This window comes from Orientia chuto str. Dubai (assembly GCF_000964595.1).
Lineage (GTDB): Bacteria > Pseudomonadota > Alphaproteobacteria > Rickettsiales > Rickettsiaceae > Orientia > Orientia mediorientalis.
The window spans coordinates 1-19,699 of the sequence record NZ_LANP01000001.1 but is presented as its reverse complement, the minus strand read 5'-3'; the positions used below and the strand labels follow the sequence as shown (position 1 = coordinate 19,699).

Genomic DNA, 19,699 nt, shown 5'->3' with positions numbered 1-19,699 from the left:
AGAATTTATTACGATATATAAGTTTGCTTAACTTTTTTAATTCTATTTACATTGAATATAATAAGGAAATTTTAATTTCTTTATTAAAATCTAAATTAGTTTGCAGAAAATTACATATAGAAAGTTTTTAGTATAAATTTATATATATAACAGAAGACATAAAATATAAAATTAGCTTTTAAAAAGGCCTTAGTTTATACTTATTAGCTATTTGGAAAAATAATATATTATATATGCAATACTCATTATCTAAGAAGCGTATTAGAAAGAATTTTGGAAAAATAAATCTAGTATCTTCAATACCTAATCTGATTGAGGTACAAAAACAATCTTATAATAAAGAATTTTTACAGCTAGATATACCTATAAACTGTCGTGAAAACAAAGGATTGCAAGGAGTATTAAATTCTATTTTTCCTATTTATGATTTAGATGAAAATGCAATATTAGAGTTTGTAAAATATGATTTTGACGAGCCTAAATATGATGTTGAAGAATGTGTTCAGAGAGGAATAAGTTATACAGCTGCTTTAAAAATCACTTTAAGTCTTATTATATTTGATGACAGTGATAGTAAGATTGAATCTAAAGAAATTAAAGGCATAAAAGAGCAAGTAGTTTATTTTGGAGACATTCCATTAATGACTACTAATGGTACTTTTATTATTAATGGCACTGAGAGAGTGGTAGTATCACAGATGCATAGATCTCCTGGGGTGTTTTTTGATCATGATGAAGGGAAAACTCATTCTACTGGTAAATTAATATATTCAGCAAGAGTTATTCCTTATCGTGGCTCATGGTTGGATTTTGAATTTGATGCTAAAGATTTGTTGTATTTTAGAATTGATCGTAAGCGGAAATTGTATGTTACTACTCTGCTTAGAGCTTTAGGTATGTCATTGCATGACATACTAGATTTTTATTACGAATCTGTGGTTTATAAAAAAAGTCAAAATATGTGGATTGTTGACTTTTTACCTGAATTAGTTAGTACCAAATATTTAGTATATAATTTAACTGATGCCCAGACTGGTAAAGTAGTATTGAATGCAGGACAAAAAATTACCTTTAGAATAGCAAAAATGCTTTTTGAAAAAGGAGTAAAACAAATAGTAGTAAATAATGATAGTTTAGTTGGAAAATTATTAGCTGAGGATTTAGTTAATAACCAAACTGGTGAAGTATTATTAGGCGCAGGGGAGGAAATTACTAATGAGGTTTTGACAGTAGTTAATGATTTACAAATTACAACTGTTAAGGTTTTAGCAATAGGGCCTCAATGTGGCCCTTATATTCGAAATACTTTATTTGTAGATAAAAATAAAGATCAAAAATCTTCACTAATTGAAATATTTAAAGTATTAAAGCCTGGTGAAATAGCTACAGTATCAGCTAGTCGTGGACTATTTGATAGTTTATTTTTTGATTTGAATAGATATGACCTTTCTGAGGTAGGAAGAATTAAAATTAATTCTAGACTAAATCTAGATATAGACTTAAAAAATACCTGTATAACTGTGGAAGATATTAAAAGTATAATCAAGCTTTTAATTAATATTAAAGATGGTAAAGCATCAGTAGATGATATCGATCATTTAGGTAACCGTCGAGTTAGATCAGTAGGTGAGTTAGTTGAAAATCAGTTTAGAATTGGTTTGATTAGAATTGCAAAATTTATTGTAGAGAGAATGGGAAATGTTGAGATTGATACTGTCATACCCAATGATTTAGTGAATGCTAAATTGTTGACATCTGTAATAAAAGAATTTTTTGGAACTTCTCAATTGTCTCAATTTATGGATCAAACTAATGCTTTATCTCAGATAACTCATATTAGAAGATTATCTGCACTTGGTCCAGGAGGACTAAATCGTGATAGAGCTGCTTTGGAAGTTAGAGACGTTCATCCAACTCATTATGGCCGTATTTGTCCAATTGAAACTCCTGAAGGGCAGAATGTTGGATTAATTAATTCGTTAGCTATTTTTGCTAAAATTAATAAATATGGGTTTATAGAAAGTCCTTATCGCCGGGTTATAAATAGGAAAATTACAGATGAGGTAGTATATCTTTCTGCACTTGAGGAAGGAAAATATAAGATAGCTCAGGCAGATACATCTTTATATACTAATAATTGTATTGTTGATGAATTAGTTAGTTGTCGCTATGAAGGTAATTTTGTTATTGTTCCTGCTCAAGAAGTAGATTTTATTGATTTAACACCTATGCAAGTTGTATCAGTAGCTGCTTCAATGATTCCATTTTTGGAAAATGATGATGCAAATCGTGCTTTAATGGGAGCTAATATGCAAAGGCAAGCTGTACCATTACTAAGGAGTGAAGCGCCTTTTGTAGGTACCGGAATTGAATCTATAGTTGCTTGTGATTCTGGGACAGTTATTGTTGCTTTACATGATGGTATTGTAGAGCAAGTTGAATCAACTAGAGTAGTGGTAAAAACTTTAATGAAAAATGATATTGTTACTCCTGGAGTAGATATATATAACCTTAAAAAATTTCAAAGGTCAAATTATAATACTTGTATTAATCAAAAGGTGTTAGTAAATGTTGGAGATATAGTTAAAAAAGGAGATGTTATTGCTGATGGTGTAGCTACTAATAAGGGAGAAATAGCTTTAGGAAGTAACGTATTAGTAGCATTTATTGCTTGGAATGGTTATAATTTTGAAGATTCTATATTAGTTTCTGAGAGAATTGTTAAAGAAGATATATATACTTCAATTCACATTGAGGAGCTAGAGCTTGTTGCTAGGGACACACGTTTGGGTCCTGAGGAAATTACTAGAGATATTCCTAATGTTAGTGAAGAAAATTTACACCATTTAGATGAGGTAGGTATTGTAAATATTGGAGCTCAAGTGCGAACTGGAGATGTTTTAGTTGGTAAAGTAACTCCAAAAAATGAATCTCCAATTACACCAGAAGAAAAATTATTAAGAGCTATATTTGGTGAAAAAGCTTCTGAAGTAAAAGATTCATCACTTTATGTTCCTCCTGGAATTACTGGTACTATAATTGATGTGCGAATTTTTTCACGTCGTGGTATTGATAAAGATCAAAGAGCTTTAGCAATTGAGAAACAAAAAATTAGAAAATTAGTTAAAGATTATGAAGATGAATTAGCAGTTATAAAGCGCTTTGCTATTATTAGAGTTAAAGAGCTTTTAATAGGGCAGATATGTGCTGATACTTTAGATAATATTTTGATTGGTGATAAGCTTGATGAAGCCATGCTTAGTAATTTAACTGATGAGCAATTATTTCAATTAAAAATAGCGAGCTCTGGTATTATGACTGAAATCTCAGAAATTAAGAAGCATTATAAAACTACATGTACTCAATTAACAAATCAGTTAAATAGTAAAATAGAGAAAATTCAGGGTGGGGATGATTTACCTCAAGGAGTCTTAAAAATTGTTAAAGTTTTTATTGCAATAAAGCATAGACTTCAGCCTGGAGATAAGATGGCTGGAAGGCATGGTAATAAAGGTGTAGTTTCAAAAGTAGTGCCTGAGGAAGATATGCCATTTCTTGAAGACGGTACTATTATTGATATAGTATTAAATCCACTAGGATTACCAGGTAGAATGAATGTTGGACAAATTTTAGAGACTCATTTAGGTTGGGCAGGAGTAAACTTAGGATATAAAATCGGGAAAATGGTTGATAATTATTATTCTAGTAATAGTCAATGTACTGATCAAATTAGAGATTTTATAAAAAAGATATATACAAATAGTGATATTGCTAATACTATTGATAAAGTAAACGATCAACAATTAATGGAAATATGTCAAGAATTGCGCCAAGGAATATATTTTTCAACACCGGTGTTTGATGGAGCTAAAATTGCAGATATAAAACAAATGTTAGAGTTAGCTGATGTAGATAGATCTGGTCAAGTGAAGCTTATTGATGGTAGAACTGGAGAATATTTTGATAGAAGATGTACTGTAGGTTATCAATATTTACTAAAATTACATCATTTAGTTGATGAAAAAATTCATGCTCGTTCTATTGGACCTTATAGTCTTGTTACACAGCAACCCTTAGGAGGTAAATCTCATTTTGGAGGGCAAAGATTTGGAGAAATGGAATGTTGGGCATTAGAAGCTTATGGGGCTGCTTATATATTGCAGGAGCTTTTAACAACCAAATCTGACTCTGTGGAAGGTAGAATTAAAATGTATCAAGCAATAATACGTGGAGATAATAATTTTGTATCTGGTGTACCAGAATCTTTAAATGTAATGATTAAAGAATTGAGATCTTTATGTCTTAATATTCAGTTAGAAGAGAAGGAAAATGATGAAGATGAAAATTATTAGTAGTATTTTTTCAGTACTTACTTATAGTTAATAAAAAAAAGTTTAAATAAAATTTAATAGTGATTTTTTAGAAAGTATTGTTATGGTTGATATTACGGGGTTTTTTAAAAGGACTAGCAAAGTTAGTGGATCACAATTTAATCAGGTTAGGATTAATATTGCTAGTCCTGAACAAATACGTTCGTGGTCTCATGGAGAAGTGACAAAACCAGAGACAATTAATTATCGTACATTTAAGCCTGAAAAGGATGGTTTATTTTGCGCTAAAATATTTGGCCCAGTTAAAGATTATGAATGTTTGTGTGGCAAATATAAAAGAATGAAATATCGTGGTATTGTTTGTGAAAAATGTGGTGTAGAGGTTACTACTTCAAAAGTTAGACGCGACAGAATGGGGCACATAGAATTGGCTAGTCCAGTTGCTCATATTTGGTTTGTAAGATCATTACCTTCTCGTATAAGTATTTTATTAGATATGAATCTTAAGGATTTAGAACGGATAATATATTTTGAAGCTTATATAGTTATGGATCCTGGGTTATCTCCATTGCATAAAGGTGACTTATTAACTGAAGAAATGTTGCAACAAGCACAGAATGAGTATGGTGAGGATAATTTTACAGTTGGAATAGGAGCTGAAGCTATACATACATTGTTAGCTGAATTAGATTTAAAAAATTTACGTAATATGCTTCAAGAAGAAGTTAATAATGTTATTAGCTCTGATTTTAAAAGAAAAAAGATTCTTAGACGGTTAAAACTAATTGAAGATTTTATAAGCTCTGGTAATAAACCAGAGTGGATGATAGTTACTGTATTACCTGTTATTCCACCTGAACTTAGGCCATTGGTAATGCTGGATGCTGGGCGATTTGCGTCTTCAGACTTAAATGAACTTTACAGAAGGTTAATTAACCGTAATAATCGCTTAAAGTATCTAAAAAAAGAAGAGGACGGAGTTCCTGGTATCGTTCTACGTAATGAACAAAGAATGGTTCAATTATCAGTAGATACTTTATTTGATAACGGAAAACGCGGTAAAGCTGTTAAAAACAGCAATAAGCGTCCCTTTAAATCTTTGAGTGATATGCTTAAAGGAAAACAAGGTCGTTTTAGACAAAATTTACTTGGTAAAAGAGTAGATTACTCCGGACGCTCTGTAATAGTAGTTGGGCCAGAATTAAAATTACATCAATGTGGTTTACCTAAACAAATGGCTTTAGAATTATTTAAGCCATTTGTTTATGCAGAACTTGAGCGTTGTGGTATTGCTACTACTATTAAGGCAGCTAAGAGAATAGTTGAGTTAGGTACTGCAGATGTTTGGAATGCCTTAGCAAAAGTAATAAAAAATCATCCAGTATTATTAAATCGTGCTCCTACATTGCATTGCTTAAGTATACAAGCATTTGAGCCTGTATTGATTGAAGATAAAGCAATACAGTTACATCCTTTAGTTTGTACAGCTTTTAATGCTGATTTTGATGGTGATCAAATGGCTGTTCATGTTCCTCTTTCTATTGAAGCTCAGCTAGAAGCAAGAGTATTGATGATGTCAACTAATAATATTCTTAGTCCAGCAAATGGGAGACCTGTTATTGTTCCTGATAAGGATATAGTACTAGGTCTTTATTATTTAACTTTATCTATTGATGGAGAAATTGGAGAAGGTAAGTTATTTACTGATATAGCAGAAATACATCATGCTTTATTTAATAAAATTGTAAGTTTGCATAGCAAGATAAAATTTAGAAAGCTTATTATTAATCCGGATGGAAATGAAGTTATGGCTTTAGTTAATACGACTCCAGGAAGATTAATTTTAGGTGAATTGTTGCCTGATGGTAATAGTATAAGTTTTGATGTAGTAAATAAGGTGATGACTAAAAAAGGTATTTCAGCGGTTGTTGATATGGTATATCGTTATTATGGACAAAAAGCAACTGTTGTTTTTGCTGATAAACTTATGAAGCTTGGATTTAAGTATGCTTGTATTTCAGGGATTTCATTTGGTATGGATGATATGGTGGTACCTGAAACTAAATCCAAACATGTTAATGATACTTTACTTGAGGTACAGGAGTTTGAGAGGCAGTATTCTGAAGGGCTAATTACCTCTGGGGAAAAATATAATAAAGTGATCGATGCATGGTCAAAATATACTGATAAGATAGGAAATGATATAATGAAAGGCATTGCTGTTGGAGATCAAGTTTCTGTTGGATTAACTAATCAAGAAAGATTAAATTCAATTTTTATGATGGCAGATTCTGAAGCTAGATCTTCTGTTACTCAGATTAAACAACTGATAGGAAGTAAAGGTTTAATATCTAAATCTTCAGGAGAAATTATAGATAGGCCTATTCTTTCCAATTTTTGTGAAGGTTTGACAGTTTTTGAGTGTTTTATTGGAATTCCAGGAACTCGTAAAGGGTTAGCTGATACTGCTGTAAAAACAAAAGTTTCAGGCCACCTATCTCGGAAATTAAGCGAGTCAGCACATGGTTACTTTGTAAAAAGAGAGGATTGTGGTACTGCAAATGGGCTTATTATTACTGCTATTGTTGAGGGAGGTATGGTTGTAGTTACTCTAGCAGAACAAGTTTTAGGAAGAGTAGCAGTGAGCAATGTTTATTGTCCAATTACAAAAGCATTAATATTGCAGCCAGGGGAAATAATAGATGAACATAAAGTTGAACTAATTAATACAGCAGGAATAAACTCTATTAAGGTACGTTCAGTACTTACTTGTGAACTAGAAGAGGAAGGAGTATGTGCTAAATGTTATGGTCGTGATTTATCTACTGGTAAGTTAGTTGCCATAGGAACAGCAGTTGGTATCATTGCAGCACAATCTATTGGTGAACCTGGAACTCAGTTAACTATGAGAACATTTCATATTGGAGGTGCAGCAACTAGGGGAGTTGAAGCTTCATCCTTTGAGGCAATAATGGATGGCAAAGTTAAAATTTTAAATCCAAATTTTGTAATAAACTCAGATAATAAGTCTGTTATTATGAGTAGATCATGTGAGGTAATATTACTTGATAATATAGGTCAAGAAATAACAAGATATAAGGCTCAATATGGTTCTATACTACTAGTTACTGATGGTCAAAAAGTAACTAAAGGTATGACTTTAGTGGTATGGGACCCATATGCAATGCCAATAGTTACTGAAAAGTCTGGCTATATTATGTTTAAAGATATGATTGATGGAGTTTCGGTTAAAGATATAATGGATGAGTCTACTGGTATTGTTAATAGAGTAATTATTGAACCTAAACATGGTAGGGGGGAAGTTATCTTAAGGCCTAGAATTTGTTTATTAGATCAGAATGGAGAACAACTTACTTTATCAAACGGATTAGAAGCTGAATACTTTCTTCCAGTAAATTCAATATTAAGTGTTGAAGAAAAAACTCAAGTCAGGGCTGGAGATATTTTAGCTCGTGTTCCCCGAGAGTCTACTGGTACTAAAGATATTACTGGTGGTTTACCAAGAGTGATAGAGTTATTTGAAGCCCGTAAACCTAAAAATCATGCTGTTATAGCTGAGATAGATGGTTGTGTGAAATTTGGAAAAGATTATAAGTCTAAGCGTTCTTTAATACTGCAACCTAATGATAAAAGTCAGCATTCTGTTGAATATATTTTGCCTAAAGGGAGATATATAACAGTAAATGAAGGAGATTTTGTTAAAAAAGGGGATATGTTAATTGAAGGAAGTCCAGTATTACAAGATATTTTAAAAGTTATGGGGGTTGAAGCGTTAGGGTTATATATAGTTAATGAAATCCAAGCTGTTTATAGGCTTCAAGGAGTTAAAATTGATAATAAGCATATTGAAGTTATTATTACACGAATGTTACAAAAAGTAGAAATTACTGACTCAGGTGATAGCAATTTTGTTATTGAGGAGAAAGTTAATAGAAGGGAAGTAATTAGGACTAATAAAAAATTAAAGGCTAATGGATTAAGGGAAGCCAAATACTGTCCGATATTGCAGGGAATTACCAAAGCATCATTGCAAACACAATCATTTATATCAGCTGCTTCATTTCAGGAAACTACAAAAGTGCTTACTGAAGCAGCTATTGCTGGTAAAGTAGATAAACTTGAAGGATTGAAAGAAAATGTTATTGTAGGGCAAACAATTCCTGCTGGAACTGGTTTTTATATAAAAGAAATAAAAAGAATAGCTCGTCAACGTGATAAAGGAGTTATTGCAACAGAAGAGTTACAAAATAATGCTGAAGAAGATACAAGTTTAACTTGATATGTACCTATGTATGATTAGAGGAATTTTGCCTGATAATTTTTTTTATCATAATAAAGGAATTTGAGTAATGCAATTAATGGTTTAATATGCATAAATACAGAACACATACATGCGGGGAGCTTAGTTTAGCACATGTTGGCCTGCAAGTTAAATTATCAGGTTGGTTATATAGAAGGCGTAATCATGGTGGTTTATTATTTATAGATTTACGAGATCATTATGGTATTACTCAACTTGTCTTTAATAATGATTGTTCTTTATTTCAGGCTGAAGCTAGTAAAGTAAAATTTGAAACTGTAATTACTGTTAAGGGGACGGTGGTTGCTAGAAGTAGTGAAACTATTAATAAAAATATTAGTACTGGTACTATTGAAGTAGTAGTAAATAGTTATAGCATTGAATCATTAGCTGAAGAATTGCCATTACAAATTAATGGAGAATATGAAGCTCCAGAAGAAACTAGATTAAAGTATCGGTTTCTTGATTTACGCAGAGACAAGTTACACAAAAATATTATTTTGAGATCGCAGGTAATTCAAGAATTAAGAAATCAAATGCTTAGTCAAGGTTTTATTGAGTTTCAAACTCCTATACTTACAGCTAGCTCTCCTGAAGGAGCTCGAGATTTTTTAGTACCAAGTAGGCTACATCCTGGCAAATTTTATGCCTTGCCGCAAGCTCCTCAACAGTTTAAGCAGTTAATAATGATATCAGGATTTGATAAATATTTTCAAATTGCTCCTTGTTTTAGAGATGAGGATGCAAGAGCTGATCGATCTCCAGGAGAATTTTATCAGTTAGATATTGAAATGTCTTTTGTTACTCAAGAAGATGTTTTTAACTTAGTTGAACCAGTTCTTTATAATACTTTCAGAAAATTTTCGCATAATGGTATTACTAATATACCATTTCCACGTATTACATATAATGAGTCAATGTTAAGATATGGTTCAGATAAACCAGATTTACGTAATCCTATTCAGATTAGTGACGTTACAGATATTTTTAAGTACTCTGATTTTACAGCCTTAAAAAATAGTATTAATATTGGAGCTGTTGTAAGAGCAATTCCAGCGTTAATGTCAGCTAATAAGTCTCGTGGATTTTTTGATAAAATAGTTGAATATGCTAAACAGCTTGGGGCAAGTGGGCTAGCTTATATTAAGTTTACTAGTAATGGTGCTAAGGGGCCCATAGTTAAATTTTTAAATGATGCATTATTAGTTCAGATTAAAAAAGTAGTAAAATGTCAGGACGGAGATGCTGTATTTTTTATTTGTGATAAAGAAAATGATGCTACTAAAATTGCAGCAAAAATTAGAGCTAAATTAGGAGAAGAACTGAATATAATAGAAACAGATTGTTATAAGTTTTGTTGGGTTATTGATTTTCCATTTTTCCAGTTTGATTCTAAGGCAAATAAAATAACATTTAGCCATAATCCATTTTCAATGCCGCAAGGGGGAATAAATGCTTTGAATCAAGCTAAAACTGTTGAGGATTTACTGAGAATTAAAGCATTTCAATATGATATAGTATGTAATGGAATAGAGATATCTAGTGGAGCTATTAGAAATCATCAGCTAGATCTAATGTATAAAGCTTTTGCAATAGCTGGTTATACAAAAGACAGTGTTAAAAAACAGTTTGAAGCAATGATTAAAGCTTTAAGTTATGGTGCTCCACCTCATGGAGGCATTGCTCCTGGAATTGATAGAATAATAATGTTGTTAACTAATGCTGTTAATATTCGTGAGGTAATTGCTTTTCCAATGAATCAACAAGCTGAGGATTTATTAATGTGTGCTCCAGCTATTGTGGGTGAGCAGCAATTACAGGAATTACAGCTAAAATTAATATCTAAATAGTTGAGAGTAAGCTAATGAGAGTTATGAGATTTTTAAATAATTTATTAATACCAATATTAATCTATGTGTTTCCACTACTAATGCAAAAAGCAATAAAAATATTGCTAGAGATATTAGTCGCTACTTAAAGAATATGAATATTAATGCTAGTTATTATATTGCAACTAATAAAATTATTGCTCAAGGAGCAGTAGGATATTTAGATTGCAGTACTAGACATTATAAAATTAAACATGATACTTTAATGCCAATTGCTTCTATTACAAAATCAATGACAGCTGCTGCAATTATGATTTTATATGAGCAAGAAAAATTAAAGCTTAATGATTGTATTACTAAGCATATACCTGAAAATTATTGGCCTGATAATAAACCTCCTACTTGGGCTAATACAGTAAGCATTCATCAATTATTAAGTCATACTAGCGGTATAATAGATCCTCAAGGTATAAATAATTCTGATATTTCTAAAAAATTATTTACACCAGAAATGAGTGATATGGAAATTAAGCAAACTGTATTAAAGACTATTGTTAACCAGCAGCTTCAATCTGCTGGAAAGTATCATTATTCTAATCTAGGATATTTTATTTTGGGCTTAATTATTGAGAATACAAGCAAACAAGATCTAAAAGATTTTTTTTCCGAGAAATTTTTCAAACCTTTACAAATGAATAATACGTATTTGTTAACCTTCCAAGAGGGTTTCAGAATACAAGCGTTAGGTAGTAAAAAAATTCCAGATACATGCATTATTCAGTATAATAAAAATCAACAAGATGTTTCATTAGTAAAAGTACATGGTAGGGTGCTTGCTACTTTTTCAGCTGGAGGAGTTATATCTAATGTTCAAGATTTGCATAAGTGGAATTTAGCTTTACATAATATGCGTGTTGTTAGTAATGATTCTTATAAAAAAATGACAACATCGCATGTTATAGTTGATGATCCAGAAGAAAATAATAAGTTATTCGTAAAGTCACACTATGGATATGGGCTAAAGATTGGATTATTGGCTAATGGAAATAAAATTTATGGTCATAGTGGTAATTATTGCGCTAGAAGTGAGTTATGGTATATGCCATCTAAGTCAGTTAGCATTGCAATATTAAGTAATATTTTTATACCACAGCCATTAGTTAATAATCCTGTTGCAGTGCGGTTTAATGTTCAATCATTATTGAAGTATATAGTAAATAGACTCTAGACTGAGTCTGTTATTTTTTTGTATTTTTGTGTAAGCATATATTTTAACATTTAACAGCCTAGTTTTTCATTGTGTATGGGGTTCACTTTTAACTTGCACAAATAGGTTGTTCTAAAAATTCTTGAAAGTAGTTGTTTTACCATATGTTTGCTTTGCTCTATTTTCAAAAGCTATCATTGTTTTGTATGCAATATCATCAGCTACTAATTTTATAAATTTTTCTAATATTATAGACTTAAGGGTAAGTTTCAAGTCTAAAGTTACTAAAGTATTTTGCTGCTCTTGAAATTGAAATTTCCATATATTACTCAAATGTAATATTGGTCCTTCCCCAATAGACTTTACTATAATGCTATAGTTTTTGTTATTACTTTGCAGCATTACTAAAGAACGGTATCTATCAGAAAATAATTTAAATTTAATAGTTAAATCAGCAATAATAAATTTGCTATTTTTTTTAATTATTTCTACTGCTGAACAGTAAGGTATAAATTGAGGATAAGATTCAATATCAAGCACTAACTGATAAAGATTTTTAGAACTATAAGGTAGAAACTTAGCTTTATTAAAAAACAGCATTTTTATTTTTTAGCCTTATTTGTTTTAATTTCTTAAAATGTTCTTCAGCATGATATGAAGATCTAGTTAGAGGGCTTGAAGAAACCATTAAAAACCCTTTAGCTTGAGCAGCTCTAGCATAATAATCAAATTCTTCAGGGGGAACATAACGATCTACATCTATATGTCTAACGCTAGGACGCAAATACTGTCCAATAGTTAAAAAATCCACTTCAGCGGCTCTTAAATCATCCATGACTTGCAGTATTTCATGTTTGGTTTCTCCTAATCCAACCATAATACCAGATTTTGTAAAAATACTATTATCAAATGTTTTAACCTTATGTAGCAAATTTAATGAGTTATAATAACGAGCTCCTGGCCTAACTTTTGAATATAGAGATGGTACAGTTTCAATGTTATGATTATATACATCTGGATGTGCTTTTGCAATTACTTTCCAAGCATCATGCTTACGTAAAAAGTCTGGTGTTAGTACTTCTATTGAGGTAGCAGCAGATCTTTCCCTAATACAAGTTATACATTTAGCAAAGTGATTGGCCCCACCATCACTAAGATCATCTCTATCTACTGAAGTAATAACTACATGCTTAAGTCCTAGCTTCATTACTGCTTCAGATAATCTATATGGTTCATATTCATCTACTTGTTCTGGTTTTCCTGTATTTACATTGCAAAATGCACAAGCCCTAGTACAAATCGAACCAAGAATCATAACTGTTGCATGCTTTTTAGACCAGCACTCACCTATATTAGGACATGCTGCCTCCTTGCATACTGTATTTAATTTCAAGCTTCTAATAAGCTCACTAGTGCTTTGATATTCATCAGAAAAAGGAGCTTTAACTCGCAACCAACTAGGCTTTGTTAAGCTTGCTGTTGTAATATTGCTATTCATACTTATTTTTTTATAGCAAAAAAATCTTAATAAAATTATTTTGTATTAACTTTCAAAACTTATTTCTCATTATTCTTGCTTGTTGTTTTTTCCACTCCTGCTCTTTGAGAGCATAACGTTTATCATAATGTTTTTTCCCCTTAGCTAACCCAAGCTCAACCTTTAATATATTTTTGCTATTAAAGTAAATAGATAATGGCACTAATGTATATCCTTGAACACTTAGCTTACCAATAATCTTTCTTATTTCTTTTCTATGAAGCAATAGTTTTCTGACTCTACGAGGGATATGATTAAATCTATTAGCTTGCTTGTACTCTGCTATATAAGCATTATATAGAAATATTTCATTACTATTATCTGCAGCATAACTATCTTCAATACTTACTTTTCCACTTCTTATAGATTTTAATTCACTGCCCTGCAATACTATTCCTGCTTCAATTTTATCCTGAATAGAGTAATTAAATTTAGCTTTTCTATTTTGAGCAATTATTTTGTGATAACTCTCCATAATTCAAATCTACTAGTAGTAACTTAGGCTATAAAATATTCTTCCTAGTTATTATACCTAACTTTTTAGCAATCACAAATAATAGTGTTTATTTAAATAAATACATTTTAAAGTATTTATTTAGCAAGAGGTACAGTATTTTGTGACTGCAACTTATCAGTAAGAATTATATTTTTTGAAGATGATAAATTAGCAAGTATAATAGCATTAATAAAAAAGCAGGTTGCTAACACAATAATTACCTGTGTTAAAAAACTATTGGTAGATTTTGGTGTTACAATTCCCATGCTATCACTTCTACTAGATAGCCCACTTAAACTATCTGCTCCAGTTTTATGAAGTAATATTGCTGTAACTAATAATATTGATATTACAATATGTATAAAGAGTAATATATTCATCATTTTATTAATTCAACCCTTGAATTGTTTTTATTATTGTAATTAAATTTTCAAATTTTAAAGATGCGCTACCAACTAATACTCCATCAACTCCAACTTCTATAATTTGACCAACATTGCTAGCTGAAACAGAACCACCATACACTATTTTAACACTATTTTCAATATTATAAGGCCTATATTTATTTCGTATTTCTCTAATCATAGCTACTATCTCATAAATATCTTCAACAGTAGGGATTATACCGCTACCAATTGACCATATTGGTTCATAAGCAATAATGATGTTCTTAGTAAAACAAAAAGAAATATTGTTTAACTGTTCAGCTATATATTGAAGATATGTTTTGTTTTTTCGAATTTCAATTGGTTCCCCCACACAGATAATTGGAACTATTCCATTATTAATACAATTACTTACTTTTAATGCTGTTGTATTATCATCTTCATAAAATAATTGTCTTCGTTCTGAATGTCCTATTATAGCATAGTTTATATCTAAACTTTTTAACATGTTAGCACTAATCTCGCCAGTATATGGCCCGCTATTCTTTGCAACTACGCTTACATCTTGAGCTGAAAAAGTATTGTTAAACTTTAATTTAAGTCCTGATAAATATAAATTTGGTACAGCAAATATTACGTTAGCAACATTTAAGCTGCTATCTGTATTGTTTATTGAGTTAAAATAATTGCATGCTTCAGAAAAAGTAAAATGCATTTTCCAGTTAGAAATTACAATTGATTTCATGTAAATAAAAAAATTACTTGCAGATTTATAATACTTAAATATTGTATTATGTAAATTTCATATATACAAATTTATTAGAGTTGCAATGTTAACTAAACTAAGAGCAGCCTCACGCAGTATTGCATTTAAAATCTTAGTATTAATTCTAGTACTATCATCTATCTGCTGGACTATAGGAACTATGCTTAATACAAGTGATAACACTGACATTATTACTTTTACTAGAGCTAAAAATATTACTAAAAGTGAGTTTATGCAAGCATTAAAACTAGCAATGAGCAAAATGCCACAAACTTCTGATCAAAACCACCTTAATAATATACAAGAACTAGTATTAAATAATTTAATAAATGCTCATGTACTAGAGCAAGTTGCAAATGATTATAACTTAGTTTTAAGCACATTAGCAATTTCAAAGTTTATTCAAAATTCAAAAGTTTTTAATAATAACGATCAGCATTTTGATATTAATATTTTTAAAAGCATGCTAAAAAGTTTGAATATCAGTGAAGATCAATATCTAAAACAAGCGGCAAGACAGCAACTATCAGAAATAATATCCCATCATTTTATTGATAATAATTATGTTCCTAGAACACTTGCTCAAAATATTATTAATTTATCTGCTGAAACAAGAAATATTCAGCTAGTAAGTATAGATTTAGAAAATGAACAACTGCAATCGAGTCTTGTTTCTCCTACAAATGAGCAATTACAAGAATTTTATAATAATAATAAATCTAAGTTTGAAAAACCTGAGCAACGTCACATTAGATATATAGTTCTCGATTATAATTATTTTAAAAATAAAATTGTAATTGATAACAAATTATTAGAAGAGTTTTATCAAACATATAGTGATCAATTCCAAGAAAAAAGTAATTTTGCTAATAATATTGCTGAGGTTAAGGAAAAATATATTAGCTATCAAATGAACAAATTATTTACTGATACTATGACCTTATTAGAGGATGAAGTAGCCTCAGGTAGTAATTTATCTGAAATAGCTAAAATGCTAAATGTAAAAGTATTGACACTAAGCAATATAACTAAGAAAAAATTATCTAGCAATAGAATTTTGGGTAATGTAACTGATGCTATTTTTTCTTTACAAGAACATGAAACATCATATCCACTTGATATTTCATCAAGAATGTTGGTTGTTATAAATATTCAAAAAATCATTCCTAGTACAGTTGAAGAATTTGATAATATACGTAATGATGTGCAGGAAGAATGGAAAAAAAATACTATAAAGAAACTTAACCTTGAGCTTATACATAAATTTCAGCAAACTACAAATGCTGATAATTTTATTACTGAAGCTAAAAAATATAAATTAACTGTTAATCCAAATTTAACAATAACTAGATTAAATAAAAATGCAGTTGATCTTCCTAAAGATTTTGTTGAACAGCTGCTAACTTTAAAGAAAGATGAAGTTTCAGATGTTTATATATCACCACAACATGCTTATGTAGCTCTTGTATCTAAAGTTACAATAGACCGCAACTTAGTAGTTAAACTTTTACTGTCAATGGATGATATTAGAAGAAGTTTTAAGAACTTAATGCATCAAGAGTTGATTGCCTATCTATTTAATTTATATAAAGGAGAAGCTAGATAATACGCCTTCTCCTTTTTTATAGGTATAATTTTAGTAGCTTTATGATATTTCTGGATTAGAATTTAGTATCATAATGTATACTAGGAGCACCCATTGGTCCTGCCTCTATATCACTATCAGAACATTCAACATCAGCATCATAATTAGGACTGCAAGGACTGCATACTGGGCTACTACTATTGTGATCAATGATGTGATGTGTATGTTGTTGACTTGAGCTAATCATACCTGCTGCAGCAGTATAAGTTAGCACCATTGTAGGAGTTGTAGGAGTTGTAGGAGTACTTTTTGATGATGATGATGAATCTGATCCGTCATGATCCTCATCCTTTAGTGGGAAAATAAAGCCCAATTTAGGATGGCATATAGGATCCGTATGATTAAATACCTTAACAGATGAACCACCAAACGAAACATGTTTTCCAGTTTTTGATGTTTGACTTTTTTGATTTTCTTCTTTTGGTGTCTGTTTTTGCGCAGCTTCCATTGCAGCTTGAGAACTAACTGGATGGAAACCTTTTGGTGATAATTTTAAGCATTTTCTTGCTTTTCTCATGCAGACCTTTTTATTAAGTGATAAAATTCAATTAATTTAATCAAAACTTATTACTAGACTATACTTAAATCTAAGTCAAAACTTAACTTTTGATTGAGAATAGTAGAGCAACTACTTAATAAAATCAATAAATATTATTATTATTTCCATAATTATTATAATGCAAAAAAAGAATGCAGATATCATATAATTTGACTTAAATGCTATTCATATTGACATTGCCTAATGAAAAAGCTTTCAAAGCATATCAAATATTAAAAAAGAATTGCTATAAAAAAAAGCATAATTATGGATTAGATTATTTAATGACAGTGTAATATTTATTAATAACATATCGATTATTTTATAAATGAAAAAAAGTTTATAGCTAAGACAGATAAAGGCAACGAAATTAGCTTTGATCCAAGTAAAATCAGCCTTAAACACGGTGATGCTAGTACAATTTATAAGGTACAGGGAGCATCTATAAAAGATGTATTACATGATGGCATAAGCAATAAAAGAAGCTCTTATGTAGCTATGAGAAGGCATATAGAGGATTAAAATTATATTGTAATAAGGAAGCTACTTCAAATTTTAATAGCTTAATTTATCAATTAAGTAAAGATCAAAGCATGAATTTGAAAACTGCTGCAAAATTAGGTGAAGAAACAGTTTTAGGTAAAATTAGTGATTGGTTTAAGTTGTAATATAGCGAAACTAGTATAAAACAGTGAGTAATAATAAGATGCAATGAGATTAGTATGACGATAGATTTTAGAAAAAAGGCTATAAGGGAAAGAGAGAAAATGAGCTTTGAATGAGTATCAAAAGGTTTTGGAGAAAAGTATTTGTATGGAGTAAGATTGCCGTTAAAGAATGAGCTCCAACAAAAATTTCTATTGATAAAGTGTCACAATATAGTGACGCATACCAATATGAAAGAGCTGAAGGAGTAAGTAAATCTGGTATACAAAAAACATTAAAGAGATTGAGCGTATAAAAAAAACTGTACAACACCCGAAGGCAAAAGAAGAAGAGAGATTAGAATTTCAGGATAAGATAAAAAGGTATAAAGGAAAGGTTATTGTCTATGAGAGCGGTTTTATTTCTAGTGCTCCTAGAACTGACGGATATGAAGGCATGAGATGTTATGGAATTCATGATTGGCATCCGTCAAAAAGGAACTATAAGCACATAATAAATCGCTGCTAACCGTATCAATTTATTATTTAACGGTTGGGTAAAACATGATTTAATACCGAAATTACCTAATAATTCTGTAGTTGTGATGGACAATGCAAGTTTTCATAAAAGCCCGTATTTAAAAACTATGCTAGAAAAAGAAGGGCATAGAGTATTTACTCCCTTATTCTCTAAATCCTAGCTAAGGCTGTACTAGTCACTGGAGTCGTTGTAGGTACTGGAACTAACAGCTCGTCATCACCAGACCCAATAGTACTTCAGCTGTTGAATCCAGCTAGTCTTTATGATGAATATAAAACTGATCAAATAAAAAAAGCAATTTTAATTGGCTCTTGTAATGGAGATGTTGCCTCAGAGAGAGCAAAATCCCGATTGGGAACTCTTTCAGTAATCAATAATACCGGAGACATCATCGAAAAGAAAGTTGAAGGCTGGTTGATAGGAGAAGATGGTCGTCCAGGTATTAAAGGAATGGTAGTGGAGAAGTCCTCTAATGCAGTTAGAATGGCAGCGTTAAACGGTGTATTTAGTAGTATAGCTAAATTTCTTCAGGCTAAAGCCAATAATATTTAGTAATGCTTTTGATAAACTAGCCGATTTTGCTATTAAGCGAGCTGACTCCATGAGTCCAGTTATTGTTGTTGCCTCAGATAGAGTTGTGGATGTTGTATTTAAAAAAGGTTTTGACTTATTGGAGCATAATCAAAATTCAACTTATACGATACCAGATGTTAATCAAGCACAACAGGAGAGCAGGTTAAGTTATTACCTTTGTTATTGGTCTGTATAAGCTTAATTGGCTTCTATAGAAGTGATTTTGACTGTAAAATTCCTAAAGGTGTAAAATGTATATCAAAAATAAAGGAAATGGTGCTCAAGGATTTTTTAATTCCGATAAAGTTGTTGAAAAATCAAAACCAAAAAGAGACTGTATTATAAGGCTAATCAAGTTAAATCAAAACATAGAAATACTAGTCTAAAGAAAAAATACCTTATTAATTTATTTAAATCAAAGCGGATCAAAAGTGAGCATACATAAGGATTTTGATCGAGAAAGATTATCAAAACATTTTGTTTATGAATCGTATGATGAAGAGACTCAATTGTTTTTTAATCGTAGTTCAATAGGCTTTGTATTACTTGCTTGGCCACTAGTAGGAGCAACGGTTCAGGCTCAGAATGAAATTGCTGAATTTTTAAAAAACGATGAAAATCTACCAGCTGAAAGCAGCTTACAAGTATTAATGATTGGTAACCATCATATAGAGCATTTTTTGAATAATTGGCAGTCTTATCGTAAAGGTAATATATTTGTTGAGCTAGCAAAAAGAAGAGCTGAATTTTTACATGATAGAGCTAAAAATGCAGGTATGATAAAGGATACAGTGCTTTTGATTTCAGTAACAATACCTGATTTAAATACTGATATCGATGATATGATTCGAAGAAAGGAAGCTCTGCAAGACACGTTTAAGTCGA

14 protein-coding genes are annotated in these 19,699 nt (G+C 30.6%); 8 read left to right on the top strand and 6 right to left on the bottom strand.

The window, feature by feature from the left end; all coding sequences use genetic code 11:
* Positions 1-233 precede the first annotated feature (233 nt).
* The 4 genes from rpoB (at position 234) to OCHUTO_RS00050 (ending at position 11,709) form a co-directional block, all read left to right on the top strand.
* Positions 234-4,352 (top strand): DNA-directed RNA polymerase subunit beta, encoded by a 4,119-nt coding sequence (gene rpoB, locus OCHUTO_RS00065; protein WP_045796859.1) that lies wholly within the window; start codon positions 234-236, stop codon positions 4,350-4,352.
* Positions 4,353-4,434: 82 nt separating this feature from the next.
* Entirely contained in the window at positions 4,435-8,631 is a 4,197-nt protein-coding gene (gene rpoC / locus OCHUTO_RS00060; RefSeq protein WP_045796858.1) for a DNA-directed RNA polymerase subunit beta', read from the top strand.
* Between the two features lie 89 nt (positions 8,632-8,720).
* Positions 8,721-10,502: an aspartate--tRNA ligase gene (gene aspS, locus OCHUTO_RS00055; RefSeq protein WP_045796857.1), complete on the top strand. Its 1,782-nt coding sequence runs from the start codon at positions 8,721-8,723 to the stop codon at positions 10,500-10,502.
* A 133-nt stretch (positions 10,503-10,635) separates the two neighbouring features.
* Positions 10,636-11,709: a serine hydrolase domain-containing protein gene (locus OCHUTO_RS00050; RefSeq protein ID WP_232296879.1), complete on the top strand. Its 1,074-nt coding sequence runs from the start codon at positions 10,636-10,638 to the stop codon at positions 11,707-11,709.
* Between the two features lie 111 nt (positions 11,710-11,820).
* Here OCHUTO_RS00050 and OCHUTO_RS00045 read toward each other — a convergent pair whose 3' ends face one another.
* From OCHUTO_RS00045 to tpiA, 5 genes are all read right to left on the bottom strand, one after another.
* A complete protein-coding gene (locus tag OCHUTO_RS00045) occupies positions 11,821-12,288 on the bottom strand; it encodes a type II toxin-antitoxin system RatA family toxin (RefSeq protein WP_045796856.1) in 468 nt (155 codons plus the stop codon).
* Entirely contained in the window at positions 12,275-13,186 is a 912-nt protein-coding gene (gene lipA / locus OCHUTO_RS00040; protein ID WP_045796855.1) for a lipoyl synthase, read from the bottom strand. The genes OCHUTO_RS00045 and lipA overlap by 14 nt, the downstream gene beginning before the upstream one ends.
* Positions 13,187-13,238: 52 nt before the next feature.
* Positions 13,239-13,700: an SsrA-binding protein SmpB gene (gene smpB / locus OCHUTO_RS00035; RefSeq protein ID WP_045796854.1), complete on the bottom strand. Its 462-nt coding sequence runs from the start codon at positions 13,698-13,700 to the stop codon at positions 13,239-13,241.
* A gap of 116 nt (positions 13,701-13,816) precedes the next feature.
* Positions 13,817-14,104 carry a preprotein translocase subunit SecG gene (secG, locus tag OCHUTO_RS00030; protein ID WP_045796853.1) on the bottom strand — a complete coding sequence of 96 codons (288 nt, stop codon included), beginning with the start codon at positions 14,102-14,104 and terminating at the stop codon, positions 13,817-13,819.
* A gap of 4 nt (positions 14,105-14,108) precedes the next feature.
* Positions 14,109-14,852: a triose-phosphate isomerase gene (gene tpiA, locus OCHUTO_RS00025; protein WP_045796852.1), complete on the bottom strand. Its 744-nt coding sequence runs from the start codon at positions 14,850-14,852 to the stop codon at positions 14,109-14,111.
* An 85-nt stretch (positions 14,853-14,937) separates the two neighbouring features.
* Here tpiA and OCHUTO_RS00020 point away from each other — a divergent pair, with 85 nt between their 5' ends.
* Positions 14,938-16,479 carry a SurA N-terminal domain-containing protein gene (locus OCHUTO_RS00020; RefSeq protein WP_045796851.1) on the top strand — a complete coding sequence of 514 codons (1,542 nt, stop codon included), beginning with the start codon at positions 14,938-14,940 and terminating at the stop codon, positions 16,477-16,479.
* A gap of 55 nt (positions 16,480-16,534) precedes the next feature.
* On the opposite strand, the gene OCHUTO_RS00015 is transcribed toward OCHUTO_RS00020, so the two are convergent.
* On the bottom strand, positions 16,535-17,035 hold the full coding sequence (locus OCHUTO_RS00015) for a hypothetical protein (protein ID WP_045796850.1): 501 nt from the start codon (positions 17,033-17,035) through the stop codon (positions 16,535-16,537).
* A 1,359-nt stretch (positions 17,036-18,394) separates the two neighbouring features.
* Here OCHUTO_RS00015 and OCHUTO_RS06975 point away from each other — a divergent pair.
* The 3 genes from OCHUTO_RS06975 to OCHUTO_RS00005 all read left to right on the top strand — a co-directional run.
* Positions 18,395-18,793 carry a TrbI/VirB10 family protein gene (locus OCHUTO_RS06975; RefSeq protein WP_410518037.1) on the top strand — a complete coding sequence of 133 codons (399 nt, stop codon included), beginning with the start codon at positions 18,395-18,397 and terminating at the stop codon, positions 18,791-18,793.
* A 49-nt stretch (positions 18,794-18,842) separates the two neighbouring features.
* Positions 18,843-19,010: a hypothetical protein gene (locus tag OCHUTO_RS06970; RefSeq protein WP_370664233.1), complete on the top strand. Its 168-nt coding sequence runs from the start codon at positions 18,843-18,845 to the stop codon at positions 19,008-19,010.
* A 235-nt stretch (positions 19,011-19,245) separates the two neighbouring features.
* Positions 19,246-19,699, top strand: a 454-nt coding sequence (locus OCHUTO_RS00005; RefSeq protein ID WP_045796849.1) for a TraC family protein, incomplete at its 3' end; no start/stop codon positions are given.

Coding starts and splice junctions, on each gene's coding strand:
- OCHUTO_RS00020 (WP_045796851.1), top strand. CDS start 14,938: ATGTTAACTAAACTAAGAGCAGCCTCACGCAGTATTGCATTTAAAATC.
- rpoB (WP_045796859.1), top strand. CDS start 234: ATGCAATACTCATTATCTAAGAAGCGTATTAGAAAGAATTTTGGAAAA.
- OCHUTO_RS00045 (WP_045796856.1), bottom strand. CDS start 12,288: ATGCTGTTTTTTAATAAAGCTAAGTTTCTACCTTATAGTTCTAAAAAT.
- smpB (WP_045796854.1), bottom strand. CDS start 13,700: ATGGAGAGTTATCACAAAATAATTGCTCAAAATAGAAAAGCTAAATTT.
- OCHUTO_RS00015 (WP_045796850.1), bottom strand. CDS start 17,035: ATGAGAAAAGCAAGAAAATGCTTAAAATTATCACCAAAAGGTTTCCAT.
- aspS (WP_045796857.1), top strand. CDS start 8,721: ATGCATAAATACAGAACACATACATGCGGGGAGCTTAGTTTAGCACAT.
- OCHUTO_RS00050 (WP_232296879.1), top strand. CDS start 10,636: ATGAATATTAATGCTAGTTATTATATTGCAACTAATAAAATTATTGCT.
- OCHUTO_RS06970 (WP_370664233.1), top strand. CDS start 18,843: ATGAGTCCAGTTATTGTTGTTGCCTCAGATAGAGTTGTGGATGTTGTA.
- secG (WP_045796853.1), bottom strand. CDS start 14,104: ATGATGAATATATTACTCTTTATACATATTGTAATATCAATATTATTA.
- rpoC (WP_045796858.1), top strand. CDS start 4,435: ATGGTTGATATTACGGGGTTTTTTAAAAGGACTAGCAAAGTTAGTGGA.
- lipA (WP_045796855.1), bottom strand. CDS start 13,186: ATGAATAGCAATATTACAACAGCAAGCTTAACAAAGCCTAGTTGGTTG.
- tpiA (WP_045796852.1), bottom strand. CDS start 14,852: ATGAAATCAATTGTAATTTCTAACTGGAAAATGCATTTTACTTTTTCT.